We start from the raw sequence: 26,790 nt of genomic DNA, 5'->3' as shown, positions 1-26,790 counted from the left end.
GCAACCCGATCCACGCAAATTAGGGAGAGGGGTCTGACTCGTCTGGTTTTGTCACAGAGGTCTCAGAGCCGCCGCCCAACTGGGACAAACCACCAGCCAAAAGCAAGCCAGCACCAATGCCAATGGCCAGGGTGCGATTTTCAGCTGCGGCGCCCTGGCCCCAGGCGGCTGTGGCCAGAAAGGCAGCCCCAAGCAGCAGGCAGGGCACCAACACAATCCCCCTGGCAATGCGGTTATCAGCCATCAACCCCACAGCTGTTGCTGGCCAAACCAGCGGCAATCAAGCCAGCGCTGAGGTCACGCTCAGCACCGATCGGGGTCACCCGAGCCATCAGCTGACCCTCACTGGAGCCGACCGGCCGCAAATTGACCTTGCGGCGGCGCGGCAGCTCCTGACGCAGCCATGCGGTGGCCTCGGCTTCCTGGCTCGCATCAACGGCAGCACAGGAGAGGGCAACGGTGTAGGTGCGGTTGTGATCGCCAACCTGCAGCAGTGAACTGCTGCGCACCTGAAGCACCTCAGCAGCCTGTACAGGCACGGCCCAAAGCAGCAGCAAAAAGCCGATTAAGACAAAACGAATCAAGAGGTCGGCGCGTTGAGAACCGGCATGGGAGCCGGGAGGCCAACCATTTCAGCATTGCTTTTGCCTGGGGGAACCATCGGATAGCAGTTCTCACCACGACGAACGTGGATGTCAATCAACATCGGGCCGGGAGCCTTGAGCGCCGCCTCGAGATCACTGCGCAACGACTCCCGCTCGCGGATGTGGACGCCTTCCACACCGAAGGAGCGTGCAAGGGCCACGAAGTCCGGCATGCCATTAAGCATGTCGGAGGCGGAATAGCGCTCCTCGTAGAAACTCTCCTGCCACTGGCGCACCATGCCCTGCCAGTGGTTGTTGACGATCACCACCTTCACCGGGAGGCCATAGGCCGCCAGGGTTCCCAGCTCCTGAATGTTCATCAGGATGCTGGCGTCACCCGCGATGCACACCACCTGACGATCGGGGCAAGCCACTTGGGCGCCCATCGCAGCCGGCATGCCATAACCCATGGTGCCGAGACCGGCACTGCTGATCCAGCCCCGAGGCCCATTACGCAGGTACTGGGCAGCCCACATCTGATGCTGGCCCACATCCGTGGTGACGATGGCATTCGGTGCCAACTCACGAACGGCCAGCAGAACCTCTTGGGGGAATAAGGGGCCTTCGGCGGGAGGAACGGTGAGGGGATAAGTCTTTTTCCACTCAGCGATGCGTGCCAACCAAGGGGCCGTGCGGGGCTGCACCTGCTGCTGCAGGCTCAGCTCCACCAACCGCGCCACACTCAGGCTCAGGTCTCCCAGCACCGCCACATCGGGGCGGCGGGTCTTGCCGATTTCGGCCGGGTCAATCTCGAAGTGGATGACCTGGGCGCGGGGAGCAAAAGTATCGAGCTTTCCGGTCACCCGATCGTCAAAACGGGCTCCAACAGCAATCAGCAGATCGCATTCGGTGACGGCGAAGTTGGCGTAGGCCGTGCCGTGCATGCCGAGCATGCCCACCGAGAGGGGGTCGTTTTCATCGAATGCACCCTTCCCCATCAAGGTGGTAGTGACGGGTATCTGGTAGCGCTCGGCAATCACCCGCAGGCTGTCGTGGGCACCGGCTGAGATCGCACCACCGCCCACATAGAGCAGGGGATGCTCTGCCTCGGCGATCAGCTCAAGCGCCGACAGGATCGGTTCATCCCGGGGGGGCTGAGGCTTACGGAAGCCTTTGGGAACAATCGATCCGGGCTCAACCGGCACGTAGTCGAACATCTCCTGGCCAACATCCTTCGGGATGTCAATCAGCACGGGGCCCGGACGACCGCTGGCTGCGATCAGAAAAGCCTGGGCAACGATGGAGGCGAGATCCGCCGGATCGCGCACCACCCAGGAATGTTTCACGATCGGCAGGGTGATGCCGAAGATGTCGGTCTCCTGGAAGGCATCGGTGCCAATCGCCGGACGCGGCACCTGGCCGGTGATCACCACCATGGGCACCGAGTCCATCTGGGCGGTGGCGATGCCGGTCACCAAGTTGGTGGCACCGGGCCCCGATGTGCCGAAGCAAACGCCCACCTTGCCTGTGGCGCGGGCGTAGGCATCGGCCGCGTGGGTGCCGGCCTGCTCATGCCGGACCAGGATGTGCTTGACCCAACCCTCGCTTTCGGCGATGTGAAGTGCGTCGTAAATCGGGAGAATGGCGCCGCCGGGGTAGCCGAAAATGGTGTCGACGCCATGGCGCCGCAACGCATCCATCAGGGCTGTCGCCCCAGACATTCTCTGCCCACCGTGACCGGCCTGCTGCCCAGTGACGGCCGAAGACGCTGAGGTGAGAGTCACAGAGGCGACGGGTCAATGACCCTCAAGATTAAGGGCCCGAAGCGCCCCTGGCTTGATCAGAGCAGACCGAGCGCATGCAGCGGCCCTTGACCACTGATCAGCTCCAGCAAAAAGGCCGAAAAACCGACCATGGCCAGACGGCCGTTCCAGACCTCAGAACTGTTGTTCCAACCCCATTCCCACTTTTCCTGGGGATAGAGCTTCACCTTGTTGGGAAGCTCTGCCGCCGCATCAAGACTCACTTCAGGACCCTGAAGGCTGGTAGCCACGAGATCGGCCAAGCCTTCGATGAAGGGGGAGTAGGTGTCGAGAGCGCGCACCCGGCGGAAATTCACCACGCCGGCTTCGGTGGCCAACTCCCGGTATTCGATGTCGATTTCCTCGAGCGTCTCGATGTGTTCGCTGACAAAGCTGATCGGCACCACCACCAGATCGTTGGTCTTCGCTTGGCCCAATTCCTCAAGGGCCTCCTCGGTGTATGGCTTGAGCCACTCCACCGGGCCCACACGGCTTTGGTACGCCAGGGTGAAGGGGTTGTCGTGGCCCATTTGAACGGCCAACTCCTTCATGATCAGATCGGTGCAGGATTCGATCTCTTTTTGATAGGGGTCGCCTGCCTCTTCGACGTAGCTCTTCGGAACACCGTGGGCGCTGAAGAAGACATGGGCCTTCGTGGGATCGTCGCTGTTGCGGACCTCTGCAGCGATCAGCTCGGCCATGGCCTTCACATATCCCGGGTGGTCAAACCAGCTGCGGATGCAGCGAATCGGCAACTTCTCAAACGCGGGATCCGCCTGCCGCAGGCGCTGAAGCTCGCGGAAACTGGATCCACTCGTGCTGATCGAGAAATGGGGGTAGAGCGGAAGCACCACCACCTCATCCATGCCGTCGGCCTTGATATCCGCCACTGCGGATTCGGTAAATGGATGCCAGTAGCGCATGGCCACGTAGCTGGTGGCATCGATGCCGCGCTGACGCAGCAAGCTCTGAAGTTCCCGGGCCTGCTGCTCCGTGATTCGCCGCAGTGGTGATCCGCCACCGATGGAGCGATAGGCCTCCTGCGACTTGCCACTGCGCAAGGTGCTGATCAACCAAGCCAGCGGTTTCTGCAGCGCCGGGCTGGGTAGCCGAATGATCTCCGGATCGGCGAACAGGTTGTACAGAAACGGGCCAACGTCTTGGATACGCTCCGGGCCACCCAGATTCAGCAGGACGACACCGACGCGAGACATACCCATCAGAACGCTTTTCGGGGGTTGAGCGTAGCCGCCATGGACGCGATCCTTGGTTCCAACGACACATTTATGGAGTTCAAAAGTGCGCTGGAGACCGCCAATGCGCAGCTGGCGGCACGGGGGTCACGCCTGCGCATCGAACAGCGGGGACGACGTCTGAACCTGCGCGGGTCTCTGCCATTGCGCGGGGATCCAAGCCAGAGCGGCTTGCAACGCATCAGCCTGGGGCTGATGGCCGATCCAGCCGGACTGAATCAAGCCCTCAGCACTGCTGCCCTGGTGCAGCTGCAATTGGAGCAGCGCAGTTTTGATTGGACGCTCTGGTCGGCCCCCACCTCATCAGCCACGGCCAAGGGGCGCTCGATCAGCATCCAGACCGCCATCGAAAGCTTCGAAGCAGCCTTTTTTGCCGACCCGCGCCGACGCCGTTCACAAGCGAGCAGTCGCACCACCTGGACCAGTGCCTACTTGCCCTACCTCAGGCGACTGGCGCGTCAGTGCAGTGATCAGCCGCTGGAGCCAGCGCTGCTGATGCAAACGCTGACCAGTTACGACGACGGCAGCCGCAGCCGGCAGCAGTGCGCCACGGCCCTGGCCGCCCTAGCCCGGCATCTGGAGCTGCCCTTACCGGAGGACTGGCGCCAAGAGGCCGGCGGCTATGGCCTGCATCGGGCCCGCTTCCGCCAGCTGCCCACCGATCCGCAGATCCTCGAAGCCGCAGGCCGCATTCCCAATCCGCAGTGGCGCCTGGCCTTTGCCCTGATGGCCACCTACGGCCTGCGCAACCACGAGGTGTTCTTCTGCGATTGCTCCTCTCTGGCCCCAGGCGGGGATCAGGTGTTGCGGGTGCTTCCGACCACCAAAACCGGTGAGCACCAGAGCTGGCCGTTCCACCCCGACTGGGTCGAGCGCTTCGGATTGCAGGAGCTGGCGGAGAATCCAGCCGCCCTGCCGGCGATCCAGACCGATCTGCGTCGGACCACGCTCCAGCAGGTGGGACGGCGGGTGAGTGAGCAGTTCCGCCGCTACGACCTGCCGATCACCCCCTACGACCTGCGCCACGCCTGGGCGGTGCGCACCATCCACGTCGGCCTGCCGGACACCGTTGCCGCCAGGATGATGGGCCACTCGGTGACGATCCACACCCGCACCTATCACCACTGGATCACCCGTCGTGACCAGCAGCAAGCGGTGGATGCAGCCCTGGCCCGGCAACCGGCCTGACATCAACCTGACTGCCCTTTTGCACATCAACGATGACGTCGTTTCTGAGGCCGCTGGCCTACCGCTACCGCTGGATTTACGACACGGTGACGGCGGTGTCGTCGCTGAGTGTGGGTGGGGTGGAGCGCCTGCGGGGCCTAGGGCTCGAGGCATTGCGACCCCATCTCAAACCTGGAGCGGCAGTGCTGGATTTCTGCTGCGGGAGTGGCGAAGCAGCGGCCCCATGGCTAGCGGCGGGCTATGCCGTGACGGGGCTCGATGTCTCCCCCCGCGCCCTGGATCTCGCCGCCCAACGCCACCCCACCCTGGAGCGGGTGGAGGGGCTGGCCGAAGATCCGCCGCTGGCCGATGCCAGCTTCAACGCCATCCAGCTGAGCGTGGCCCTGCACGAATTCCCCCGCAGCGATCGGGAGAGGGTGCTGCGCAGCGCCCTGAGGCTGCTGGAACCGGGCGGCTGGTTGGTGGTTGTGGATCTGCATCCAGCCGGACCTTGGCTGAAGCTCCCCCAACAACTTTTTTGCGCCCTATTTGAAACCGACACCGCCACCGCCATGCTGGAGGACGACCTCCCCTCCCAGCTGGAGCAACTTGGGTTCAGCAGCGTGAGCCAAGAGCTGCTGGCGGGACGGGCCCTGCAACGCATCACCGCCACTCGACCTCGATAGAACCAACAACGCCCCTCTTTCCATGAGCACGAACGACCTCGATCAATCCGCCGCAGAGCTGGGCATGGGGGGCAAGCTCGCTCCCGAAACCGACGACGCCGGCTACCGCAAACGAATGGAGCGGCGCCAGCAGGTGCAGAAGCAACGGGTGGAGGAACGCGATAAGGAGAAGGGGCTGGTGCTGGTGTTCACCGGCCAGGGCAAGGGCAAAACAACAGCCGGGCTTGGGCTGGTACTTCGCACCCTTGGCCATGGCGAGCGGGTAGCGATTGTTCAATTCATCAAGGGGGGCTGGGAGCCCGGCGAAGCACGAGCACTACAGGCCTTCGGCGAGCAGGTGAGCTGGCATGCCCTGGGGGAAGGCTTCACCTGGGAAACCCAGAACCGAGAGCGGGATCAACAACTGGTGGAGGCGGCCTGGCAGACGGCCCTGGGCTACCTACGCGATGCGAGCGTGAAATTGGTGCTGCTCGACGAGCTGAATGTGGCCTTGAAACTGGGCTACATCGAGGCCGGTACGGTGATCGACGGATTGAACGAGCGACCGGAGCTCACCCACGTAGCGGTGACCGGACGGGGCGCACCAGCCGAGCTGGTGGAGCGGGCCGATCTGGTGACCGAGATGACCCTGGTGCACCACCCCTTCCGCGAACAGGGGGTGAAGGCTCAGGCGGGCATCGAGTTTTAAGGGTTGAACAACCCAGCCTTAATTAGGCCGCTTCAGCCTCCTCGAGATCGTCCTGAAGATGACGTGTGGCCGCGGTGAGCACCGACAGTCCACTCACCAACAGAGCGCGGTGCACCACAGGCTCACGCCAACAGTCCGGATCCTGGCTGGCCCGTTCCAAAGCGGAAAGCGTGAGACGGGCCATCACACCGCTTTGGGTGGCATCGCTCTTTGTCATCAAACAGCCGCGGTTTCCCCATCCAAGCGGCGATCAGAGGCTTCTGCCAGTGCTTGCTACTGTCGAAAGGATCTGGACCGTAGATGACCTACACACGCGTCCTGCTGAAAATCAGCGGCGAAGCTCTGATGGGATCTCAGGGCTATGGCATCGATCCCGCGATTGTTCAATCAATTGCCTCCGATGTGGCCAAAGTGGTGGCCAGTGGCACCCAACTGGCGATCGTCGTGGGCGGCGGCAACATCTTCCGCGGCCTTAAGGGTTCTGCAGCGGGAATGGAACGGGCCACAGCTGACTATGTCGGCATGTTGGCCACGGTGATGAACGCCATCACCCTCCAAGACGGGCTCGAGAGGGCCGGAGTGCCCACCCGGGTGCAGACCGCCATCGCCATGCAGGAAGTGGCGGAGCCCTACATCCGCCGTAAAGCCATTCGGCACCTGGAAAAAAACCGGGTGGTGGTGTTCGGCGCCGGTTGCGGAAACCCTTTCTTCACCACCGACACCACCGCTGCCCTCCGGGCCGCCGAAATCAATGCCGATGTGGTGTTCAAAGCCACCAAGGTGGATGGGGTCTACGACAAGGACCCGGCTAAGCACGCCGATGCCGTGAAGCATGCACAGCTCAGCTATCAAGACGTGCTCAGCGGCGAGTTGGGGGTGATGGACAGCACCGCCATCGCCCTCTGCAAAGACAACAACATCCCGATTGTTGTTTTCAACCTGTTCGAACCTGGCAACATCGGCAGAGCCGTGGCCGGCGAACCGATCGGGTCTCGCATCGGCGACCCCGCCTGATAACACCACCCAGTACGCACGCCTCCTCCCTCAACAACCATGTCGACCCAGGACCTCGAAGCCAGCATGCGCAAGTCGGTGGAGGCCACCCAGCGCAACTTCAACACGATCCGCACCGGCCGGGCCAATTCCTCCCTGCTGGATCGCATCAGCGTTGAGTACTACGGCGCTGACACACCGCTGAAGTCGCTGGCCACCCTGTCGACCCCGGACTCCCAGACCATCCAGATCCAACCGTTCGACATCAGCGCCCTGGCCTCGATCGAGAAAGCCATCGCCATGAGTGAGCTGGGCTTCACCCCCAACAACGACGGCAAGATCATTCGCATCAACGTTCCACCCCTCACCGAGGAACGACGCAAGGAGTTCTGCAAGCTGGCCTCCAAGTACGCCGAGGAAGGCAAGGTGGCCCTGCGCAACCTGCGCCGCGACGCGATCGACAAGATCAAGAAGCAGGAGAAGGAGGGCGAGTTCTCCGAAGACCAGAGCCGCGATGAACAAGACAGCGTTCAGAAAACGCTCGACAAGTTCATTGCCGAACTCGAGAAGCACCTTGCCACCAAGGAAGCCGACATCCTCAAGGTGTGAGCAAGGGAGTGGATCGGACCCGCGATGTTCTGATCGTCGGGTCCGGGGCCGCTGGTGGTGCGGCGGCAGTGCATCTCGCAGCAGCGGGCCATGACGTTCTGACGCTTGAGCGCGACGACGAGCCGCGGATCAAACCCTGCGGTGGTGGCATGGCGGCCTCGGTGCAGCAATGGTTCCCCTTTTCCCTGGAGCCGGCGGTGGAGCAGGTGATCCGTCAGGTGGATTTCAGCTGGTGCCTGGAGGATCCGGTGGTCGCCGAGCTGCCCGGCAATGCACCGTTCTGGATCGTGCGCCGCGAAACGCTGGATCAACTGCTCTCAGACCAGGCCAGTCAGGCTGGGGCCGAACGGCTTACAGGCGTTGAAGTCAATGACATCCGTCGTCATGGAGATATATGGCAGGTGACGGCAACCGATGGGCGCCATTGGCAGGGACGGACCGTGGTGATCGCCGATGGTTCGGGGTCCCCTTGGCCCCAACAGCTCGGCCTGGGAGCGAAACAGCCCCAGATGGCCACCACCATGTCGGTGCGGCTGGAGGGCCAGGGAAATCTCAGCGATGGCACCACACGCTTTGAATTCGGCCTGGTGAAACAGGGCTTCGCCTGGGCCTTTCCCCTCGCTGGCGGGGTGAACATCGGTGTGGGCAGCTTCATCGGCAAGCAGGACGCCGACCCGGAGCAGGTGCTGGCCCAGCTGCTGCCGGATCTGGGCTTCGCCGCAGATGCTGGGATCCGCCAACGGGGGCAACTGCGGGTGTGGAACGGCCATCACCGTCATGATGGCAACGGCATTGTGGTGGTGGGCGATGCGGCATCGCTGTGCGATCCATTTCTGGCGGAAGGGCTACGCCCCGCCCTGATGAGTGGCTGCGAGGCGGCTCGACATCTGAGCCAATGGCTCAAGGGCGACAGTCGAGATCTGCGGGGCTACAGCCGCGCCATGCGGGAGCGCTGGGGTGAGTCGATGGCCTGGGGTCGGCGCATTGCCCAGGTGTTCTATCGCTTCCCCGGTGTGGGATATCAGCTGGGGATCAAGCGGCCCACCGCACCACGGCGGATTGCTCAGATTCTCTCCGGGGAAATGGGCTACGGCGACATCGCCCAACGGGTGATCAAACGGCTGCTGCTACAGCGCAACTAAAGGCCAAGGCTGAGCTGCTGACTGGCGTTGTCGGGTTGCTGAGGTTTGCGCCGACGGCGTGCCGTCGTGGGCTTTAAGCCAGCTTTACGGGAGCCATGCTTGCGCTGAATCGCATCGGCATGGCGATCAAAACCGGCCGATCGACGAATCTCCCAGATGCGATCTTTGGCGTCTTGCATGGATGTGGTGACATCAACAATCGGTGCTGGCATGCCACCACCCAGCATCCACGGCTCATGGATATGAATCGCGGGCACATCCTTTAGCTCAGGACACCACTGACGGATGAACAGCCCCTGGGGGTCGTGGTCCATCCCCTGCTTGATCGGGTTGTAGATCCGAATCGTGTTGATCGAGGTGCTGCCTGACTGCATCTGGCACTGGCTCCAATGGATTCCCGGTTCGTAATCAACAAACTGACGGGCCAGATGCAGGCCACTATGCCTCCAGGGAAGCCAGAGGTTGTAGCTCGCGAATGACATCAACATCGCCCGCATGCGGAAATTGATCCAGCCATGGGCCCGCAAAGCGCGCATGCAGGCATCCACAAAGGGGACGCCTGTGCGGCCTTCGCTCCAGGCCGTCAAACGCTCGGCATCCGCTGCACGAATGCCCCGCATGAACGGATGGAAATCGCTGAATTCAATCGCGGGCTGATCCTCCAGCTTCTGAATGAAATGGCAGTGCCAGTGCAGCCGTGATTCAAAGCTGCTGACGCCGCGACCACTGTGGTTGCGGCTGGTCTGCAGCACCTCCCGCATCGAGAGACAACCCCAGGTGAGATACGTCGAAAGCCGAGAACAACCGATGAAAGCGGTGTTGGGGCTCGACATCGACCGTTGATAGCGCTGGGCACGGTGCTGCAGAAAGTCGCTCAACTCCTTGAGGCCGGTCGAACGGCCACCGATCTGACGCTGCGGACACGCATCCGAAAGCAGTTCTGAACAGGGCCCCTCAGGGATCACTCCAGGATCAACACCCTCCAGGCGTTGCAACGCGGCCGGCGCTGGCGTGATGGGCTCCGTCATCTGAACCTCCCATCGCTTGGCCCAGCCATTGCGGCTGCGCATCCGGCGCGTCACCCCGAACTGGGGGATTTCCGTCCACGCGATGCCGTGCTGACGAGCCCAGGCCCCAACGCGTTTGTCGCGCTGGTAGGTCCAGCCGTTGCCGGTTTCCTCATGGCTCCACAGCCCATCGATACCGAACTGGCGCCGGGCCCGCTCCAGCACCTGCACCACATCCCCAACACGCACCACCAGGGGTTGGCCCAGATCCGCTAGGGCCTGGCGCAACTCCAGCAGCGACTCCCGGCAAAACATCCACTGCCGCTCGGAGGCATCGGGCTGCTGCCACAACTCCGGCTCCACCACATACAACGGCAGCACAAGGCCACACTCGGCAGCAGCCGCCAAGGGCCGGTGATCAACGATGCGCAGATCACGCTTGAACCAGACGATCTGCAGCGCTGCCATTCACTGCAATTGAAGGAATCCGGTTCTAGTGGATCCGGAGCTCCAGCCAAGATTCAATCCACTGCCATTTCCATGACATCTGAAAAGCGGGTTTTCACCGTGTTGCGGAAACCCTCCACATCCAAATGGCGCGTCATCAACGCGGCACCAAGGAAACAAACCATCTGCAGGCCAAAGACACCGCCATAGGCAGCGAACAAATCACCCCCGTTCCACGCTTTGAGCAAGGTGAGCAGCCCGCCTCCACTGATGGTGGCCAGGCCGCAGGAATAGGCATAGCCCGCACCCCAGATGCCCAAGAGGAAGCCAGTGCGACCGGGCTGCACAAAGCTGAACATCAAGGAGAGGCAGGCATTCATGCACACCCCCAGCGACAGGCCAAACAAGCCAACGGAAGTCCGCAACAGGGGGATGGACTGCTCAGAGCCGGCCCAAAGCATCAATAGCAAAGCCAAAGCTGCCAGCACCGCGCCCACCCGGGCCGCTCTGATGTTGCCGGCACGCTCAATCAACCAGAAGCCACTGAGGCCCAGGCCAGCAAAGAAGCCCAGGGCAATCAACACATTCAGGGATGTGGTGGCACAGACACTCATGCCAAAGACGGCGGCACCGTAGGGCTCGAGCACCGCATCGTTGAGGAACATGCTGAAAGTGAACAGGCAGAGCACCCCGAGGAAGCGTCCGGCCTGAGGGATGGTGCGCAGTTGCCACAACAATTGGGGCAAAGCCAACCGCTGGGGGACATTCTGGGGAGCCGCCCCCGCAGGCACCATCAAGCCTGTAGTGCAGCGTTCCACGCCAAATACAGACACCACCCCAAGCCCCAGCAGCACCAACGGCGTCACCAACGACAAGCGCTGAAGTCCGGCCAGAACAGCGGTGCGGCTGGCATCGGCCGCACAGACACTGCCGAACACCTGATTCACCAGAACACTGCCCAGCAACACCCCCAGTAGACGCATCCCCCACACCACCGACAGCACCCGCGGCCGATCGGCTTCTGTGGTGCGATCGGCGATCAAGGCCGAAAAGGCTGTTCCACCGGCGGCAATCGCCGTGCCGATTCCCACGAAAACAAGAATCAACAGGCCAATCAGCAGCGCATTGAGCTCACCGCCGGAGGCCTCCATGCTGGCGGCCAACAGGAGCACCAGCTGACAAGCAACGCCGAACAACAGGGCGATCGCCAAGGAGCTGATCACGATGAAAGGTGTGCGCCGTAGCCGGCTGGGAGGGATGCCATCGGAGCGATGGCCGAACCAAGCGCGGGTGAACCCCATCAACTGCTGAGCACCCACGGCCAAGGCCGCCAACACCGCCGGCAGCTGGATGTCTTGAATTAGTAGACGATTCAGAAGTCCCAGGATGAGAACGCCAAGGATTCCCAGACTGAGCTGGAACAATCCAAGTTGCATTCCCAGGCGGAGAGGCCGCATCGCGAGTGATCGGAATCCAAAATCCGAATCATTCTCACTGATCAATCGAAAAAATCACTTGCTTGTTTCAGACAATGCCAGCAAGCTCTCTATGCGGCATAGCCGGCATAGGCGAGCTATTTGTCACGCCAAACGCTTGAGAAAACTCCTGTTCAAAGCCTATTTTTCTTGCGCCAATCCATCGCTTTAACAACAAGAGATTCAACTAGAGCTGCGCTTCATCATTCGAATTCACCACAAAGACACAGATTGGATCATCCAATACAACTTCTCCACAAGTGCAGACCAATACAACCTCGACGCCCCAGATATTTCCCCTTGCATCCAAAGCCTCACTTTGGCCTTTCAATAAATAACATCGCAGCACATTTAGCCACGATTCAAAATCAAGTCAAACAATCGTTAGACCCCATCGAAAAAAGTTCTGTCTCAGCCCTCAGCCAACTTGATGTCCCGCAGACGAGCATCAATCGATGCGAGGAGTTGCACTGCGAACATCGGCGTCTCCTGAACTGCAAACAGGAACTTGTCGCGGTTCATGGCAATCAAACGGCAATCACTGGTGGCCGTGGCGGTGCTCAGACGCTGATGGTCCTCCATCACCAAGGCCCCAGCACCAAACACATGGCCTACTGGGATGTCCTCGTGTCCCTCATGGCCTGCAGAATCAATCCAGGTGAGCCGCACCGATCCCTCCAGCAGACCGTACATGCAGGTGCCGGTTTCGCCCGTTCGAAACAGCACTTCACCCTGCTGGAGACGAATCACTTCGGCCTTGCTGGCCAAAGCACGCATGGTGTCGAGCGCATGCATGGAACCAGCTCGACTCAGACAGAGGTCAGAGCAAGGGCTGCGCCAAAGCCTTGGCGCACATCCTCCTGAGAGATCAAACCATCATGGTCCTGATCCAGGGCATCAAAGATGGCATCACTACCGAGCCATTCATCGCGGGTGATCGATCCATCACCGTTCATGTCATTGAGCATGAAGATCTCGGAAACGGCGTGGCGGAAGGCGGATCCACCCTCCAGTTCAGCCAGACGATGGGCCAGTTGATGCTCCAGCGTTTCAATTGCCTTGCTGAAGCCTTTGATGCCCTCGGTGAGTTTGTCGCTGGCCATCCGATCGTCCTGCATCAATGCATCAAAGCTGGCGCGATCGACGTGGATCTTGGCTTCGCCATCCGTGGGATGGGCCGCATCCAATTTCTGGGTCAGCACGGCATCACTCTCACGGAGTTGATCCAACAACTTCGGTGAAATCGTGAGCAGATCGCAACCGGCCAGCTCGGTGATCTCATCGATGTTGCGGAAGCTCGCCCCCATCACCTCCGTGCTGTAGCCGTGGGTCTTGTAGTAGTTGAAGATCTTGGTCACCGAAATCACGCCGGGATCTTCCGGACCCGGATAGGAGTCGCGCCCGGTTTCTGCCTTGTACCAATCCAAGATGCGCCCGACGAAGGGGGAAATCAGGGTGACGCCGGCTTCGGCACAGGCAACCGCCTGACCGAAACCAAACAGCAGGGTGAGGTTGCAGTGAATCCCCTCTTTCTCCAGCACCTCGGCGGCTTTGATGCCTTCCCAGGTGGAGGCAATTTTGATCAGAACACGATCGTTGCTGATGCCGGCATCGTTGTACAAACGAATCAGCTTGCGCCCCTTTTCAATCGTGGCATCGGTATCAAAACTCAGGCGAGCATCCACCTCAGTTGACACACGACGGGGAACAATCTTGAGAATCTCCTTGCCGAAGATCACACTGATTTCATCCAGCGCTTCCCGCACAACGTCTTCCACCGCTGCATCGCTACCCATCAACTTGCGCGATGACCGCAACGCCTCATCAATCAGGTTCTGGTAGGCGGGAATCTGCGCAGCAGCAAGGATCAACGACGGGTTGGTGGTGGCATCCCGAGGGGTGAACTTACGGATGGCCTCCAGATCACCCGTGTCGGCAACGACCACGGTCATTTGTGAAAGCTGATCGAGCAGGCTGGCCATGATGTACGACGGCTCAATACCCGTAACGTAGCGACGCTTTTTAATGCGTCAGCTGTTCAAAAGCTTGTTCAATTCAGCAGGTTTTGAGGGAGCAATGCGCTCAACAACCAGCAAGGCATCAATGATCTGCTTGGCGACAGGAACGGCCACGGTGGAGCCATAAGCGTGTTCACCTTGGGGCTCATCCACCACCACAAACACCACGTAACGGGGATCCTCAATCGGCAAGGTCGCTACAAAGCTGCAGATCTTGGCTCCTGGCAGATAGATCCCATTCAGGGCCTTCTGCGCTGTTCCCGTTTTGCCACCAATTCGGTAGCCGGGCGTTTTCACACCCTTGCCACTGCCCTGATCCACCACAGATTCCATCCACTGAAGCACCGTGCGCGTGACCTCCGGGTTCAGCAACGGCTGACCACTGGGTGCCGCCGCCGGAGCCAAGGCATCACCCGAGCGGAAGCCACGGGTGATGTGGGGACTGATCAACTTGCCACCGTTGGCCAGCATCCCGTGAAGCTGCACCAGCTTGAGCGGCGTCAGCGAAAACCCCTGACCAAAGGCCGTCGTCGCCGGCTCGATCGGCTGACTGGTGAACTGCTTCTTGCTCTTGAGCTGTCCGGCCACCGCTCCGGGGAGGTCGGTGTCGGGACGCTGATTGATGCCAAGACGCTCCATCCAGTTCCAGTAGGCATCGTCGTCAAGACGGCGCATGGCTTGGACCATGCCGACGTTGCTTGACACCTGCAGCACGGTGGCGAAATCCACCAAACCATGAGCTTTTTTGTCGTGGTTGTTGATCGGCCAACCACCGATCATCAGCTTGCCCACGTCATTCACCCGATCCGTCGCCTGAATTGCGCCGTCCTGAAGTGCCAGAGCCAGATTGATCGGCTTGAACGTCGACCCCGGTTCATAGAGATCCTGAACGGACCATTCCCGAAACCGCCCGGTGGGGAAATCCCAGTAGCGGTTGGGGTCATAGGTGGGTGTCGATGCCAGCACCAACAGCTCACCGTTGGTGGCATCCATCACGATCGCGGCACCCTTCTGGGCTTTCCACTTGGCAACCTGCTCAGCGAGAGCTTTGAGTGCCACCTGCTGGAGCCTCGAATCCAGCGTCAGCTGCAGGCGCAAATCATCGCCATAGAAGGCACCCGGGGCGAGGTTGGCCGGCAATGGCGTGCCATCAGCGCCGCGGCGGAGGTATCGGGTTTGCTCATGGCGAGCCAGATCACCATCACGGCTCTGCTCAAGACCCGCTTGAGGTTGCCGCTCCGCATTGAGAAAGCCCACAACGTTGGCAAACAACGACGCCTGGGGATACACCCGCTGGGGATAGGCCTCCAGATCCAGGCCGCTGATTCCAAGGGCACGGATGCGATCGGCCGTCTCCGGATCCAGCTCCTCAGCCAATTTGATCCCCGAGGCCTGGGTTCCCATGGCCTTCAGAAGCGCAGGCACGGGACGAGCCAAGGGATCGGCCAACACCTCCGCCACATCCTTGGTAGGACGGACGAGATTTGGGGCATCTCCCGGCATGTTGAAGTAGCGGGGATGGGCCCAGAGCCGGAACCGCTTTTCATCCATCGCGACCAGGCGGCCGGTGCGATCGACAATCGGACGCCGTTGCCCCAAGGGTTGGGTGCGCTGCGTTTGCAGCTGACGGGCACGCTGCTCCAGGTCGGGGGCTTGCACCAACTGCAACCAGGCCATGCGGCCCACCAACCCCATCAGGCCTGCCGCCAGGATCAAGAAAATGATCCAAAGCCGCTTTGGGGGGACTTGGGTCAGAGGAACGACCCGCGCGCGGGAACGCCGCGAACGGACGGGTCGATGCCCGGACAGCCGCGTCATCAGTACCCCGCCCTAATGGGCTGATTCCCCAGGGCCTGGAGCGATGCCATAGGAGAGGACGCGGACACTTGCAAAGAACCCAGATCGGGGCGATCGAGATGCACCAGATTGGCCACTTGCGTTGGCACCAGGCGGTTGGGCTGCTGAGAACGCTGCAATAGATGCTGTTCCATCACAGCGGTTGATTCCGTCAAGCGGTGTGCCTGGGTGCGTGTTGCCTCCAGCAGGTGAAAGGCCACAGTCCAGCGATGCTGCCAGTGCAGCGTGAGAGCAGCAAGAACCGCAACCGCCGCAATCAACCCCAGCAGCGTGCCGTCCATCAGGCGATGGAGCCCCCCAAGGAGAGGGGAGCGTCGTGCAATGCGTCCGGAGGACAGTGACCCCTGAATCAGCTCGAAAGCCGTGGTCGATGCACGCTGTTCCGGAGCGGCAACCACCGGGATCACAGGCGAATAGGCCAGTGAACCACCTGCAGATAGGCGGGGCAAGGCTCAGAGCAGCAGCAGATTCAGGAAAGTCACGGCGTTCCACAGCCCATGCATCAGCACCGAGGGCCACAGGCGTCCGCTACGGAGCCGCACTAAGCCAAGCCCAACTCCCAACACAGTGAGCGGTGCCAACTCGCCAACACTGATGTGGGCCATGGCAAACAACAGGCCACTGAGCAGGACCCCCGGGAGGGGACCGATCCGGGTCGCCAACACCGGCAGCAAGGCACCGCGGAAAATCGTCTCCTCAAACAGCGGCGCCAGCACAACCGCAGTGAGAGCAAGCAAGGCCAGCGCAAGCGGATCACGGCTGCCCAGCACCAACTCCAACAGCGGATTGCTGCCCCCGGGATCCCCCACCAGGCGCACGAGCAACCACCCCGTGAGCATCACCACCGGGGTCACCATCAACCAACCCGCCAGCGCATCGCGCAGAGCTGAGAGCAGCGGACGCACGCGCCACTGCATCCATCCCCCCAGCGGTGCCCTCTCCTTGGGCAGCGAACGCACTTGCCGCCAAAGGATCAGCAGGCTCGGCAAGGCCATCACGGCGTAGTTGATCACCACGCTGACGGCTTCGCGACGAGGGCTGCCAAGCCCCGCCGTCAGTGCACCGACCAACGGGAACGCCACCAGCGGAACGCCAACAGCACTGATCACCACGAAGCCACCCGCCACCAGCAGCGCCATGTCGACCAGGGTTAGCGCCGGCCCCTGAACATCGGGCCAGGCCATCAGCCGGCCTCGCAGCCAACGCCAGGCCTGACCAAACAGCAGCAGGCCACCGAGCAGGGCCGTCACCAGGGGCAGCACCGTGCTGAGGGCCAAACGGAACGCCGCTTCCCCCGCGGCTGCAGCATCGATGCAGAGCGTGGGATCAGAGGTGCCCGCTTCGCAATGCAGCTGCTGGAACAAAGGATCATCGGCGCCGCGTGCAAGGTCCGCTGATGCGGAACCTTGGCCCTGCAACAACAGGAGCATCTGTTGTTGCCGCTCATTCCGCTCCTCTGAGCTGATTCCCTCCAGGGCCTTGAGCAGGGCATCCCGCGGCGACTCCCCCAGGAGGGCATCCCGCAACGGGGGCGGCACCGCTGGTTCAGCAAGAAGCGTCAACTCCTGCTGCTGAAGGCTCAGGGCAGGTGCCACCGAAGGTCGCGAAAGGCTGTCAATCAATCCCGACAACCAGATAAAACCAGCCAAGGCGAGGGACAAGGCCGCCAGAAGTCCCTTCCAGTGCGGGGAAACCGGTTGTGGGGAACTGGGCACCAGCGGGCGTCAACTGCCCACGATTGTCCCCCCGAAAGGCCGCTTCCATACGATGGCCGCGCCCTGACGCTGAACCGTGCCCCTTCGTCTTCTTCTGGTCCGCCACGGTCTCAGCAGTTTCAACAAGGAACGGCGCATCCAGGGCCGCGATGATCTCTCGAACCTCAGCGAGGAGGGGCATGAGCAGGCCAGGTCCCTGGGCCGCTCGCTCCAGGACGTGAGCATCCAGGCCATCTACAGCTCTCCCTTGCAGAGGGCGGCCGCAACCACTGCGAGCCTGCTGGAGGCCAAAGGCGGGCAGACACCGGGTCCCGTCTTTGACGACGGACTGCTGGAAGTGGATCTGGAGCCCTGGTCCGGCCAGACCATCGACGAGCTAAAGCAAGGCTCAACGGAGGCCTACAAGATCTGGAAGCAGCGGCCCATGGAGCTGGAGCTCCAGCGTCGTGATGGTTCGAGCTACAAGCCACTGCCTGAACTGATGGAACAGGCGCGGGGCTTCATCAGCAACCTGTTGGAGCGCCACCCCGCCAACGGCAACGACACGGTGCTGGTGGTGGCCCACAACGCCATCCTGCGCTGCCTGATGCTGGTGTTGCTGGGGGAACCCGACCACGGCTTCCGTCGTCTCCGCGTCGACAACACCTCCCTTTCCATCTTCAATCTCCGGCCGGGAGAGAACGGCCCCCAGGTGCAGATCGAATGCTTGAACAGCACCACACATCTGCAACCCCTGCCGGAGAAGGGCAAAAACGCCAGGCTGATTTTGGTGCGACACGGCGAGACCGACTGGAACAAAGCCGGGCGCTTCCAGGGACAGATCGATATTCCGCTCAATGAGAACGGTCGCCGTCAAGCCGCGGCCGCCCGCGATTTCCTCAAAGACATCCCCATCGATCGGGCCTGGAGCAGCACTCTTTCGCGCCCAACCGAAACGGCCCAGATCATTCTCGAGGCGCATCTCGATGTGCCCCTGACTCAGATCGACGGACTGGTGGAGATCGGACACGGTCTCTGGGAAGGCAAGCTCGAATCCGAGATCAGAGATGGCTGGTCGGAGCTGCTGGACACCTGGAAACGTGCTCCGGAAACCGTGCAGATGCCTGAAGGGGAAACCATCCAGGACGTGTGGGCCCGTTCCGTCCGGAGCTGGGGAGAGATCGCTGGCGAGCTGAAGCCTGAGGAAACGGTGCTGGTGGTGGCCCACGACGCCGTCAACAAAACGATCCTCTGCGATCTGTTGGGGCTGACCCCGGCCGACATCTGGGCCGTCAAACAGGGCAACGGTGGCGTCACGGTGGTCGACATTGCCGCTGATCCAGGCCAGCCTGGAGTGGTGACCTGCCTCAACCTCACCTCCCATTTCGGAAGCGTGATTGACCGAACGGCAGCAGGCGCTCTCTGACGTCATGAACGACACCTTGCTGCTGGATCCGGTGCGCATCCTGCGTGGCCCCGGACATTCGGTTCAGCGCGGTGCAGTCCTAATCCACCAAGGGGTTCTCGTCGGCTTTGACGACCAGGCCCGGCAGCAGGCCCTCGACCTGGGCATCAAGGCCAGTCCAGCACCGGATCAACTGGTCGCCCCCTGCCTGGTTGATCCTCATTCCATCCTTGAGACCCCCTTCAGTGGGGATCAAGAAACAGCCGTGAGCCTTCGGCACTGTGCCGCCGCAGGGGGCTATGGACAGATTGCCCTGCTTCCCCGCAGCAGCAGCAGCTGGCGCGATTGTCCGGAGCGGCTCCAGGGGTTCAGTCTCGATCAGGATCAGACGGCGTCGGTTCGGCTGCACCTTTGGGGAGGCTTCAGCCGCGGCGGGAAGGCGGATGAACTTGCTCCCCATGGCGATCTTCTCGAACACGGTGCCATCGGACTGGCGGACGATGACGCCATGGTGCCAATCACGTTGCTGGAGCGGGGATTGCTGCTCGGAGAGATGGGGAGATGCCCGGTGCTCGTGGCACCCCGGGATCCAGATCTGCAAGGGGAGGGTCTGGTGCGGGAAGGGGTGGAGACGCTGCGGGCCGGGTGGCCAGCGGATCCGATAACCAGCGAGACCCTTCCCCTCAGCCAGTTGCTGCTGCTGCATCAACGCCATCCGGAACGACAACTGCGGCTGATGAACCTCTCCACGGCAGCGGCGGTGCAGCAACTTTCAGGCTGCGAGTTACCCCCCTTAAGCAGCGTGAGCTGGTGGCATCTTCTGACCGACCGCAGCATGCTGGCCAGCAGCAACCCGGGCTGGCGTGTTTGCCCATCTCTCGGTGGCCCAGGCGACCGCCAGCAGTTGATCCAGGCCGTTCAGCAGCGAACGATTACTGCCGTGGCTGTCCACGCTGTGCCTCTTGATGCAGAGGACATGCTGTTGCCAGGTGACCAGCGCCCCGCAGGCCTCAGCGGCCACCATGTGGTGCTTCCTGCGCTGTGGAATGCCCTGGTGCGGCCTGGACGCTGGACCGTGGAAGATCTTTGGCAGGCCCTCAGCTTTGGGCCGTCGGCGCTGATCGACCAGCCCTCCGAACAGCTTGAACAGGGCAGCCGGCGCTGGCTGCTGTTCGATCCCGATCAAGGCTGGACCATCAGCAGCCACACCCCTGGAGCACCGCGTGCTGCCAACATCCCCTGGCTGGGCCGGGAGCTTCAGGGACGCGTTGTGGCCTGTGGCCTCACTTGCTGAGCGGACCGATGCGCGAAGGAGGCCAGAAGCGAAAAACGGCACGCCCAATGATCTGATCGTCAGGCAAAAACGGACCGCCTGGCCAGCGACGGGCATCCTGGCTGTTGCGGCGGTTGTCGCCCAAAACAACAACGTTATCTTCGGGAACAACGGCATACAGGCCCTTGCAGCCGATCATTCCATCGCGATCGGAGCAGAAGTTGGTGACGTAAGGCTCATTGAAGGCCGTGCCGTTGATGCTCACGGCACCAAGGCTATTGACCTCCACGACATCACCAGGAACACCCACCACCCGCTTGATCCAGGCCTCACATTCGGGATAGCGCTGTAACAGCACACGATCCACAACCCAGCTGATGCCAGGGAAAGTGACAACGCCGCACTTGAGTGGATTGGGCTGCCCCGCCTCCAACTTCCAAACTGGATCGAAGGCACTGGGAGAATTGAACACAACGATCTCTCCCCGCTGAGGAGGTCGTGAGCGGTACGACAGCTTCTCAACGATCAACTTGTCGCCGACCTGAAGACCCGGCAGCATCGATCCCGAAGGGATATAGCGGGCTTCAAAGGCGAACTGCCGAAGCAGGAGATAAAGCGAAACCGTGAACAGAAATGGGGCCCAGAACTCCCATATCGCGCTCACTCTGCCCTTCACATCGGAAGGCCCTCTCTCCGCGTTCAATGTGGGCAGGCTCAATCTTTCCATCCACGATAGGGGGAACCTGCAGGCCCAATGATTCGTCCACGCTGGCAAGCACTCAAGCCCCAACACGGCCTGCTCAGCTGGCGCCGGTGGGACCAGGCCATTGCTGTCATCGCCGCAGTCAATCTCACCTGGGTCGCCATCGACCTCACTTACATCCCCCTGCGCAATTTCTGGCTGCAACGCAATCTTTATCCGGTGCCATCGCTTCCCCTGGTGGTTCCCCTGCCCTGGCTCCCAGACATCACCCCACTACTGGATCCACTCAAGGGCATCGAACCCCATCGCGACACCAAGGCTTATCTCAAGGCCTACACGGCCCTGGATCGTGCACTGCAGCAGAACGGCTCGAACACTGCTGAGAGCACCGATCTGCTGAAGCAGCAGGCTGCGCTCACCACAGCGCTGATGGACAGCAACCCGTTCATCAGTTCAGGCCAAGCCGGCGCGCTTGAAAAATTCAAGAACCGACTCCGCGCCCGCACCGGCCTGGAATCAGCCCGTGACTCCGCCAACCTGCTCCTAAGCCCCGAGCATCTGGAACGCTTCCCCTGGAGCCAGGAGCGTCAGTTCTGGAGCCAAAAGGTCTTGCCACTGGTGGAAAGCAACTATTGGCGAAGCATCGATGAGAACGGCCGGCCCAGCGATTTGAGCTGGCGCATCGACACGCCGTTTCAACTGCTGTTTCTGATCGACATTCTTCTGCGCACCTTGCGTCTGAAACAGCGCTACCCGGCGATCCGCTGGCGCGACGCCCTGTTACGCCGCTGGATCGACCTGCCCCTGCTGCTGCCGTTTGCGCGCTGGCTCAGGGTGATCCCGGTCACAGAGCGGCTTTGCGGAGCCGGCCTACTGCAACTCGAACCGCTACGTGCCGTGATAAGCCGCGGCGTGGTGGCCCTGTTGGCTGTGGAGCTGTTTGAAGTGATCGCCATCAGGGTGGTCGATGCTCTGCAGCAATTGATCCGATCACCACAGCTGCCAGAGAGGGTTCGCGGACTCTGCACTTACCAAAGCAGTGATTTGAACGATGAGCGGGAGGTGATCGAGCTGCTGCGGTTGTGGCTTCCTCTGCTGCTGACCCGCATTGGCCCAGCCATGCGACCGCAACTGCAAGCCGTGATCAGCCATCTGGTGCAGCAGAGCTTGGACCAGAACGTCGTGCCGGATGCCCTGCGGCGGCTTCCTGGACTGCAAAACGCCGAATCAGAATTCAGCCGCCAGCTGGCCGAAAGCATGGTGACCTCAGTGCTCGACCTGTCCAAGGGAGCAGGAAACCGCATCGGTCAGCGTGATCCGGTTCTGGAATCCCTTGGATCCGAAACCTTGGATCGACTCTGGGAGGAACTGGCCCACACCCTGGAGCAGGGTCCTGTACTGAGCCGCAGCCAGGATCTGCTGGTCGCCCTCCTGGAAGAGATCAAACGCTCGAGCTTCAGGCAGATCCGTGACCAAGGCGATGTGGACGCCCTGATCAGCGAATTGGATGGCTTGAACTTCAGCCCTGGAGTGCCGACTCCCAAAGATCAGGCTTGAAGCCGGTCAAGTACGTGGAGCTATTCACTTCCACGAATGGACGTTTGATCAATTTGCCATCTGCAGCTAAGGCATCCATCGCCTGGTCATCTGTCAGAGCTTTCACTGCTGCCGCGCCAATGGCGCGATAACTCTGGCCACTGGTGTTAAACAACAGCTTCCTGTCACCGAGGGATTGGTGAGCGGCCGCCAGCATGACCTTTGACGGTGGAGTCAGGGTGATGTCATGCACCTCATGGGCGATGCCTCGCTCGGTAAGCCAGGTCAATGCCTTTCGACAGGTGCTGCAGCGGTTGTAGCTGTAAACCTGAAGGGTTCCGGCCAAGACTCAGCGGCCGAACAGGGATTTGATCGCACCAACAAGGCTGTTGGAGCCGCGGCCCACACCTTCAGCCGGACGGGTACGAACGGTGACATCACCGAACACTGTGGTACGGCAGCTCAGACGGAAGTTCGCAGGACGGTCTGCCAGATAAACCTCCTCGACGTCGCTGCGGGGGGACAAGTTGGCTTGCCCTTCAACCACCTCCATCACACACGTGCCGCACTGACCAACGCCACTGCAGTTGTTGAGGTTGTTGAGACTCTTGTAGGGATTGACGCCTGCATCGAGTGCAGCCTTACGCAGATTCGCGCCCTCGATGCAGCCAACCTGCTGGCCTTCCTGCTCGAATCGGATGGTGGGCACGGTTACCGCAAATCTCAGTGCGCACCAACTTACAAGCATCTGGCCCGATCAAGGGGCTCTTCCCTGAGATCAATTGGCTGCATTAATGCAGGAATCAAGTAAGGGCTGAACCGCATCAAGGTCGCGCCATCCGTCAATCGTCACAACTCCACCCTGCAGCGTGCGGTACGTCCTGAAGAATTCAGCAACCTCCTCGAGCTGGGATGCCGCGATCTGGCGAATGCTGCGAATCTCGTCCTGACGGGGGTCTGCATCGGGAACACAAAGGATCTTCCCGTCGTAAGCACCCCGATCATGGAGATCCAACACACCGATAGGGCGAGCCTTGATCAGGCAACCCGCGAAGGTGGGTTCAGCCATGATCACCATCGCGTCGAGGGGAGAACCGTCCTCCGCCAGCGTGTTGGGGATAAAGCCGTAGTCGAAGGGGTAACGCACTGAAGAGTGCATCACCCGGTCGAGGACCATCACTCCAGCTTCGGCGGAGTACTCGTATTTATTCCTGCTTCCTGCCGGAATCTCCACGATGAGATTCACCAATCCTGGCGAAGGTGACGGGGGGAGCTGATGGAGATCCATGCCGATCCGAGGCGGTGGGGATCAGTTGCGGAGAAGGGAACGTTCGATCCGTGATCACAGCCACGAGAGGAGCACTGAAGCTGACAACAGCAATTAGTAATCCTTTGATGGCCGTCAACGAGGCGCGACGACTAAACGGCTCATCCGCCTCCGACGACGCGATGGCGTCATCGTGAGACGGGTGGGGAACATCTGAGGCCATAAAACGGGGAGCTGCAAAAGCTCCCTCTTCCGATCACAACGTTGATCAACTCATTCTGTCACTGCCAAAAGCAGGACGCACCGATCATTAAGCGGCGGGCCGGTCTTGCTGGTCGAGACGTGCGCTCAGGTCAGAAGGTGATTGTCCACTCGCCTCGAGTTGGCTTCGGATCAGTCGGAGCTCCTCAAGGATCGATCCCAAGATTTGCTGCGTCGCCGTTGAGGGAGAGTTCAGCACCTCGACGGTGACTTCCTTGATGCGTAGAACATCTTTCGCGAAGCGCGCCACCTCATTTGGGTGGAACATCAGCGGATCTTTCTGATCGCTGCGGTACTCCGGATTCAGCTTGCGGGGGTTGAAGGGGGGATTGAGGTTGCGTGGGTCGGTGTTGGTGTATCGGTAAACCGAGGCACGGGAGCGATTAAGGGATTTCTGAACGTCGTCGATTCCGACCAGGGCCTCGGCCTGCGCAGATGCATGGGCTGAATCCATGGAAAGCTCGGTCGCTTGTTGAACGCTTGACGCCACAGATTCAACGGACCGAGGAAACATGAGACGGGCCTAGGACAGGCTGGATTGAGCTGGACGGTAGCAGCCGAGACTCAGGGCGCACAGTGGAATTCCAGCAAAACAGACACTTCCGCGATCGGCATGCCTCCGAAGCGGTGATAACTTCCAAATCTCATTTTCTTCCGATTGATGCGCGTCTCCCGCCTGCTGCTGGTGACGCTTCGGGATGTTCCCGCCGAAGCGGAGATCACCTCGCATCAGTTGCTTCTCAGGGCCGGCTACATCCGTCGCGTTGGATCAGGGATCTACGCCTACCTCCCCTTGATGTGGAAGGTGCTTCAGAAGATCACCGCCGTGGTGCGAGAGGAGATGAACCGCGCTGGCGCCCAAGAAACCCTGCTGCCGCAGCTGCATCCTGCTGAGCTCTGGCAGAGGAGTGGCCGCTGGCAGGGCTACACCGCTGGAGAGGGGATCATGTTTCACCTCGAAGACCGACAAGGCAGAGAGCTGGGGCTTGGCCCAACCCATGAAGAAGTGATCACCAGCCTGGCGGGTGAGCTGCTGAGGTCATACCGGCAGCTGCCGGTGAACCTGTACCAGATCCAGACCAAATTTCGCGACGAGATCCGTCCCCGCTTTGGCCTGATGCGAGGCCGCGAATTCATCATGAAGGACGCCTATTCCTTCCATGCCAGCGAAGCGGATCTTCGCGAGACCTACGGCGACATGGATCAGGCCTACCGCCGCATCTTTGAACGTTGTGGCCTGGATGCCGTCCCTGTCGATGCCGATAGCGGAGCGATCGGCGGCGCCGCCTCCCAGGAGTTCATGGTGACGGCGGATGCCGGGGAAGACCTGATCCTGATCAGCGATGACGGCCAATACGCTGCCAATCAAGAAAAGGCTGTTTCGATCCCATCCGCCGCATCTCCTCTCCCTGATGGCCCGGAAGAATCGATTCCAACCCCTGGCTTGGGCAGCATCGAGAGCCTCTGCGACGCCAAAGGCTGGGATCCGAGCCAAGTGGTGAAGGTGCTGCTGTTCGTGGCGACGCTGGACGATGACACCCTCCAACCCCTGCTGGTGAGCCTCCGTGGTGACCAGGAGCTCAACCCGACCAAGGTTGTGAACGCCGTCAGTCGAATCCTGAATAAGGGTGTTCTCGATTGCCGCCCGATCACACCAGACGACAACAACCGTCAGCAGATTGATCCGATCCCCTTTGGATCGATCGGGCCCGACTTCTCCGATGACGTCCTGCAGGGAGCCAAGACCTGGGAGCCAACATTCCTGCGTCTGGCGGACGAAACCGCCAGCGAACTCGGCGGCTTCATCTGTGGTTCCAACAAGCCCGATCTGCACCGTTTCAACACCAGCTGGGCCGCCATCGGGCAGAAGCCGACCAGCCTGGATCTACGCAATGCACGAGCAGGCGACGTCTGTACACACAACCCTGAATCACGGCTGATGGAAAAAAGAGGCATCGAAGTTGGCCACATTTTTCAGTTGGGCCGGAAATATTCCGAGGCCATGGAGAGCCGTTTCACCAACGAGAACGGCAAGACCGAACCGTTCTGGATGGGTTGCTACGGAATCGGCGTTTCCAGGCTGGCGCAGGCTGCCGTCGAACAGCACCACGACGACAGCGGCATCTGTTGGCCGACCGCCATCGCCCCCTTTGAAGCCATCGTCGTTGTTGCCAACATCCAAGACGAGACCCAGGGCCAGCTTGGGGAAGCGCTCTATACGCAGCTTCAGGCTGCCGGAGTCGATGTGCTCATCGACGACCGCAAAGAACGCGCCGGCGTCAAGTTCAAAGACGCGGATCTGATCGGCATCCCTTGGCGGATCGTGGTGGGACGCGACGCGAGCGAAGGAACCGTTGAACTGGTGTGCCGCCGCAGCCGCGAGGTGCAGAAGCTTCCCCATGCTGAGGCTGTGACCTGCCTGACCAAGGCACTCCACCCCTAAAGTCGATCCACATTGAAGGGTTTCATGCTTTCCGCACTGACACGCCTGCTTCGCCCCCTCAGCCGGGCTGCCGTAGCCCTTGGCCTGGGGTTATGCCTCCTCCTTACGGCCTGCAGTGGGGATGCTGAAGCTCGTCTCAGCGGCGACTACGTGGAAGACACCGTGGCGGTCTCCCGCACCCTGCTAACGGTGATTGACCTGCCTCAGGACGATCCGACCCACGCCGAAGCCGAAGCCGACGCGCGGGCCCTGATCAACGACTACATGTCCCGTTATCGGCCTCAGCCCCGTGTGAACGGACTCAGCTCCTTCACCACGATGCAGACAGCGCTGAATTCTTTGGCTGGTCATTACGCCTCCTACGCCAATCGTCCCCTGCCCGAAGCGCTGCATGACCGCATCGCCAAGGAGCTCAACAAGGCTGAGAAATCAGTGGTCCGGGGCAGCTGAGCCCTCAAGACAAACTCAGCTTTGACGAGG

Annotated in this window: 28 protein-coding genes; 11 read left to right on the top strand and 17 right to left on the bottom strand. The window is 61.2% G+C overall.

Features of this window, described 5'->3' with window-relative positions:
* Positions 1–19: 19 nt before the first annotated feature.
* From Q3Y53_RS06910 to hemH, 4 genes are read right to left on the bottom strand one after another with little or no spacing between them, the layout of a single operon-like run.
* Positions 20–244 carry a GIVxVP protein gene (locus Q3Y53_RS06910; protein ID WP_226426014.1) on the bottom strand — a complete coding sequence of 75 codons (225 nt, stop codon included), beginning with the start codon at positions 242–244 and terminating at the stop codon, positions 20–22.
* A complete protein-coding gene (locus Q3Y53_RS06905) occupies positions 237–584 on the bottom strand; it encodes a nuclease (RefSeq protein WP_226426013.1) in 348 nt (115 codons plus the stop codon). The genes Q3Y53_RS06910 and Q3Y53_RS06905 overlap by 8 nt, the downstream gene beginning before the upstream one ends.
* Positions 581–2,368: a biosynthetic-type acetolactate synthase large subunit gene (gene ilvB / locus Q3Y53_RS06900; RefSeq protein WP_303534446.1), complete on the bottom strand. Its 1,788-nt coding sequence runs from the start codon at positions 2,366–2,368 to the stop codon at positions 581–583. Before ilvB ends, Q3Y53_RS06905 begins: the two co-directional genes overlap by 4 nt.
* 56 nt (positions 2,369–2,424) lie before the next feature.
* Positions 2,425–3,600 carry a ferrochelatase gene (gene hemH / locus Q3Y53_RS06895; RefSeq protein ID WP_226426011.1) on the bottom strand — a complete coding sequence of 392 codons (1,176 nt, stop codon included), beginning with the start codon at positions 3,598–3,600 and terminating at the stop codon, positions 2,425–2,427.
* A 72-nt stretch (positions 3,601–3,672) separates the two neighbouring features.
* On the opposite strand from hemH, the gene Q3Y53_RS06890 reads away from it, so the two are divergent.
* From Q3Y53_RS06890 to cobO, 3 genes are read left to right on the top strand one after another with little or no spacing between them, the layout of a single operon-like run.
* Positions 3,673–4,827, top strand: a complete 1,155-nt coding sequence (locus tag Q3Y53_RS06890) for a site-specific integrase (RefSeq protein ID WP_303534802.1) — start codon at positions 3,673–3,675, stop codon at positions 4,825–4,827.
* Between the two features lie 32 nt (positions 4,828–4,859).
* Complete coding sequence (locus Q3Y53_RS06885; protein WP_303534440.1) at positions 4,860–5,492, top strand: class I SAM-dependent methyltransferase; 633 nt, start codon at positions 4,860–4,862, stop codon at positions 5,490–5,492.
* Positions 5,493–5,514: 22 nt separating this feature from the next.
* Positions 5,515–6,180, top strand: coding sequence for a cob(I)yrinic acid a,c-diamide adenosyltransferase (cobO, locus tag Q3Y53_RS06880; protein ID WP_226426009.1), 666 nt, complete (start codon positions 5,515–5,517; stop codon positions 6,178–6,180).
* A gap of 22 nt (positions 6,181–6,202) precedes the next feature.
* Here cobO and Q3Y53_RS06875 read toward each other — a convergent pair whose 3' ends face one another.
* Entirely contained in the window at positions 6,203–6,397 is a 195-nt protein-coding gene (locus Q3Y53_RS06875; RefSeq protein ID WP_303534435.1) for a hypothetical protein, read from the bottom strand.
* 83 nt (positions 6,398–6,480) lie between these two features.
* On the opposite strand from Q3Y53_RS06875, the gene pyrH reads away from it, so the two are divergent.
* The 3 genes from pyrH to Q3Y53_RS06860 are packed head-to-tail and all read left to right on the top strand — an operon-like array spanning position 6,481 to position 8,924.
* Positions 6,481–7,194, top strand: coding sequence for a UMP kinase (gene pyrH, locus Q3Y53_RS06870; RefSeq protein ID WP_303534432.1), 714 nt, complete (start codon positions 6,481–6,483; stop codon positions 7,192–7,194).
* 39 nt (positions 7,195–7,233) lie between these two features.
* The gene (gene frr / locus Q3Y53_RS06865; protein WP_303534430.1) at positions 7,234–7,782 is read left to right on the top strand and encodes a ribosome recycling factor; all 549 of its coding nucleotides are present in this window, start codon (positions 7,234–7,236) and stop codon (positions 7,780–7,782) included.
* Entirely contained in the window at positions 7,779–8,924 is a 1,146-nt protein-coding gene (locus Q3Y53_RS06860; protein WP_303534427.1) for an NAD(P)/FAD-dependent oxidoreductase, read from the top strand. Before frr ends, Q3Y53_RS06860 begins: the two co-directional genes overlap by 4 nt.
* Here Q3Y53_RS06860 and Q3Y53_RS06855 read toward each other — a convergent pair.
* From Q3Y53_RS06855 to Q3Y53_RS06825, 7 genes are all read right to left on the bottom strand, one after another.
* Positions 8,921–10,399 (bottom strand): cryptochrome/deoxyribodipyrimidine photo-lyase family protein, encoded by a 1,479-nt coding sequence (locus Q3Y53_RS06855; RefSeq protein WP_303534424.1) that lies wholly within the window; start codon positions 10,397–10,399, stop codon positions 8,921–8,923. The two genes, Q3Y53_RS06860 and Q3Y53_RS06855, sit on opposite strands and share 4 nt — an antisense overlap.
* A gap of 53 nt (positions 10,400–10,452) precedes the next feature.
* Positions 10,453–11,835: a PucC family protein gene (locus Q3Y53_RS06850; RefSeq protein ID WP_303534421.1), complete on the bottom strand. Its 1,383-nt coding sequence runs from the start codon at positions 11,833–11,835 to the stop codon at positions 10,453–10,455.
* A gap of 429 nt (positions 11,836–12,264) precedes the next feature.
* Entirely contained in the window at positions 12,265–12,648 is a 384-nt protein-coding gene (locus tag Q3Y53_RS06845; protein WP_226426002.1) for a cyclic nucleotide-binding domain-containing protein, read from the bottom strand.
* A gap of 14 nt (positions 12,649–12,662) precedes the next feature.
* Positions 12,663–13,835 (bottom strand): transaldolase, encoded by a 1,173-nt coding sequence (locus Q3Y53_RS06840; protein WP_226426001.1) that lies wholly within the window; start codon positions 13,833–13,835, stop codon positions 12,663–12,665.
* 48 nt (positions 13,836–13,883) lie between these two features.
* The gene (locus Q3Y53_RS06835; protein ID WP_303534416.1) at positions 13,884–15,689 is read right to left on the bottom strand and encodes a penicillin-binding protein 2; all 1,806 of its coding nucleotides are present in this window, start codon (positions 15,687–15,689) and stop codon (positions 13,884–13,886) included.
* A complete protein-coding gene (locus tag Q3Y53_RS06830) occupies positions 15,689–16,177 on the bottom strand; it encodes a hypothetical protein (protein ID WP_226425999.1) in 489 nt (162 codons plus the stop codon). The genes Q3Y53_RS06835 and Q3Y53_RS06830 overlap by 1 nt, the downstream gene beginning before the upstream one ends.
* Positions 16,178–16,180: 3 nt before the next feature.
* The gene (locus Q3Y53_RS06825) at positions 16,181–17,443 is read right to left on the bottom strand and encodes a CPBP family intramembrane glutamic endopeptidase (RefSeq protein ID WP_303534412.1); all 1,263 of its coding nucleotides are present in this window, start codon (positions 17,441–17,443) and stop codon (positions 16,181–16,183) included.
* A gap of 76 nt (positions 17,444–17,519) precedes the next feature.
* On the opposite strand from Q3Y53_RS06825, the gene Q3Y53_RS06820 reads away from it, so the two are divergent.
* Complete coding sequence (locus Q3Y53_RS06820) at positions 17,520–18,848, top strand: histidine phosphatase family protein (protein ID WP_303534409.1); 1,329 nt, start codon at positions 17,520–17,522, stop codon at positions 18,846–18,848.
* A 4-nt stretch (positions 18,849–18,852) separates the two neighbouring features.
* Positions 18,853–20,121: a dihydroorotase gene (locus Q3Y53_RS06815; RefSeq protein ID WP_303534406.1), complete on the top strand. Its 1,269-nt coding sequence runs from the start codon at positions 18,853–18,855 to the stop codon at positions 20,119–20,121.
* Here the strand turns inward: Q3Y53_RS06815 and lepB are convergent.
* The gene (gene lepB / locus Q3Y53_RS06810; protein ID WP_226426034.1) at positions 20,111–20,776 is read right to left on the bottom strand and encodes a signal peptidase I; all 666 of its coding nucleotides are present in this window, start codon (positions 20,774–20,776) and stop codon (positions 20,111–20,113) included. The two genes, Q3Y53_RS06815 and lepB, sit on opposite strands and share 11 nt — an antisense overlap.
* Positions 20,777–20,854: 78 nt before the next feature.
* Here lepB and Q3Y53_RS06805 point away from each other — a divergent pair, with 78 nt between their 5' ends.
* Positions 20,855–22,360, top strand: a complete 1,506-nt coding sequence (locus Q3Y53_RS06805; protein WP_303534402.1) for a hypothetical protein — start codon at positions 20,855–20,857, stop codon at positions 22,358–22,360.
* Here the strand turns inward: Q3Y53_RS06805 and Q3Y53_RS06800 are convergent.
* From Q3Y53_RS06800 to Q3Y53_RS06785, 4 genes are all read right to left on the bottom strand, one after another.
* On the bottom strand, positions 22,323–22,685 hold the full coding sequence (locus Q3Y53_RS06800; protein WP_303534399.1) for a Spx/MgsR family RNA polymerase-binding regulatory protein: 363 nt from the start codon (positions 22,683–22,685) through the stop codon (positions 22,323–22,325). The two genes, Q3Y53_RS06805 and Q3Y53_RS06800, sit on opposite strands and share 38 nt — an antisense overlap.
* Positions 22,686–22,688: 3 nt before the next feature.
* Positions 22,689–23,048: a 2Fe-2S iron-sulfur cluster-binding protein gene (locus Q3Y53_RS06795; protein WP_114987966.1), complete on the bottom strand. Its 360-nt coding sequence runs from the start codon at positions 23,046–23,048 to the stop codon at positions 22,689–22,691.
* 69 nt (positions 23,049–23,117) lie between these two features.
* Positions 23,118–23,627, bottom strand: a complete 510-nt coding sequence (locus tag Q3Y53_RS06790) for an inorganic diphosphatase (RefSeq protein WP_303534392.1) — start codon at positions 23,625–23,627, stop codon at positions 23,118–23,120.
* A 289-nt stretch (positions 23,628–23,916) separates the two neighbouring features.
* On the bottom strand, positions 23,917–24,321 hold the full coding sequence (locus Q3Y53_RS06785; RefSeq protein ID WP_226425993.1) for a resolvase: 405 nt from the start codon (positions 24,319–24,321) through the stop codon (positions 23,917–23,919).
* Between the two features lie 207 nt (positions 24,322–24,528).
* On the opposite strand from Q3Y53_RS06785, the gene Q3Y53_RS06780 reads away from it, so the two are divergent.
* Together Q3Y53_RS06780 and psb27 are read left to right on the top strand one after the other, a co-directional pair.
* On the top strand, positions 24,529–26,310 hold the full coding sequence (locus tag Q3Y53_RS06780; protein WP_303534388.1) for a proline--tRNA ligase: 1,782 nt from the start codon (positions 24,529–24,531) through the stop codon (positions 26,308–26,310).
* A 24-nt stretch (positions 26,311–26,334) separates the two neighbouring features.
* Complete coding sequence (gene psb27, locus Q3Y53_RS06775; RefSeq protein WP_011363694.1) at positions 26,335–26,760, top strand: photosystem II protein Psb27; 426 nt, start codon at positions 26,335–26,337, stop codon at positions 26,758–26,760.
* Positions 26,761–26,790 lie beyond the last annotated feature (30 nt).

The organism is Synechococcus sp. YX-04-1, from assembly GCF_030546365.1.
GTDB lineage: Bacteria > Cyanobacteriota > Cyanobacteriia > PCC-6307 > Cyanobiaceae > Parasynechococcus.
The sequence above is the reverse complement of the archived record's forward strand: the minus strand, read 5'-3'. Positions and strand labels throughout refer to the sequence as shown.

Bases quoted from the DNA above. Each gene is read 5' to 3' on its own strand.
- Q3Y53_RS06910 (WP_226426014.1), bottom strand. From the start codon at position 244: ATGGCTGATAACCGCATTGCCAGGGGGATTGTGTTGGTGCCCTGCCTG.
- hemH (WP_226426011.1), bottom strand. From the start codon at position 3,600: ATGTCTCGCGTCGGTGTCGTCCTGCTGAATCTGGGTGGCCCGGAGCGT.
- Q3Y53_RS06890 (WP_303534802.1), top strand. From the start codon at position 3,673: ATGGAGTTCAAAAGTGCGCTGGAGACCGCCAATGCGCAGCTGGCGGCA.
- Q3Y53_RS06885 (WP_303534440.1), top strand. From the start codon at position 4,860: ATGACGTCGTTTCTGAGGCCGCTGGCCTACCGCTACCGCTGGATTTAC.
- cobO (WP_226426009.1), top strand. From the start codon at position 5,515: ATGAGCACGAACGACCTCGATCAATCCGCCGCAGAGCTGGGCATGGGG.
- Q3Y53_RS06875 (WP_303534435.1), bottom strand. From the start codon at position 6,397: ATGACAAAGAGCGATGCCACCCAAAGCGGTGTGATGGCCCGTCTCACG.
- pyrH (WP_303534432.1), top strand. From the start codon at position 6,481: ATGACCTACACACGCGTCCTGCTGAAAATCAGCGGCGAAGCTCTGATG.
- frr (WP_303534430.1), top strand. From the start codon at position 7,234: ATGTCGACCCAGGACCTCGAAGCCAGCATGCGCAAGTCGGTGGAGGCC.
- Q3Y53_RS06855 (WP_303534424.1), bottom strand. From the start codon at position 10,399: ATGGCAGCGCTGCAGATCGTCTGGTTCAAGCGTGATCTGCGCATCGTT.
- Q3Y53_RS06850 (WP_303534421.1), bottom strand. From the start codon at position 11,835: ATGCGGCCTCTCCGCCTGGGAATGCAACTTGGATTGTTCCAGCTCAGT.
- Q3Y53_RS06845 (WP_226426002.1), bottom strand. From the start codon at position 12,648: ATGCATGCGCTCGACACCATGCGTGCTTTGGCCAGCAAGGCCGAAGTG.
- Q3Y53_RS06840 (WP_226426001.1), bottom strand. From the start codon at position 13,835: ATGGCCAGCCTGCTCGATCAGCTTTCACAAATGACCGTGGTCGTTGCC.
- Q3Y53_RS06835 (WP_303534416.1), bottom strand. From the start codon at position 15,689: ATGACGCGGCTGTCCGGGCATCGACCCGTCCGTTCGCGGCGTTCCCGC.
- Q3Y53_RS06815 (WP_303534406.1), top strand. From the start codon at position 18,853: ATGAACGACACCTTGCTGCTGGATCCGGTGCGCATCCTGCGTGGCCCC.
- Q3Y53_RS06805 (WP_303534402.1), top strand. From the start codon at position 20,855: ATGATTCGTCCACGCTGGCAAGCACTCAAGCCCCAACACGGCCTGCTC.
- Q3Y53_RS06790 (WP_303534392.1), bottom strand. From the start codon at position 23,627: ATGGATCTCCATCAGCTCCCCCCGTCACCTTCGCCAGGATTGGTGAAT.
- Q3Y53_RS06785 (WP_226425993.1), bottom strand. From the start codon at position 24,321: ATGGATTCAGCCCATGCATCTGCGCAGGCCGAGGCCCTGGTCGGAATC.
- Q3Y53_RS06780 (WP_303534388.1), top strand. From the start codon at position 24,529: ATGCGCGTCTCCCGCCTGCTGCTGGTGACGCTTCGGGATGTTCCCGCC.
- psb27 (WP_011363694.1), top strand. From the start codon at position 26,335: ATGCTTTCCGCACTGACACGCCTGCTTCGCCCCCTCAGCCGGGCTGCC.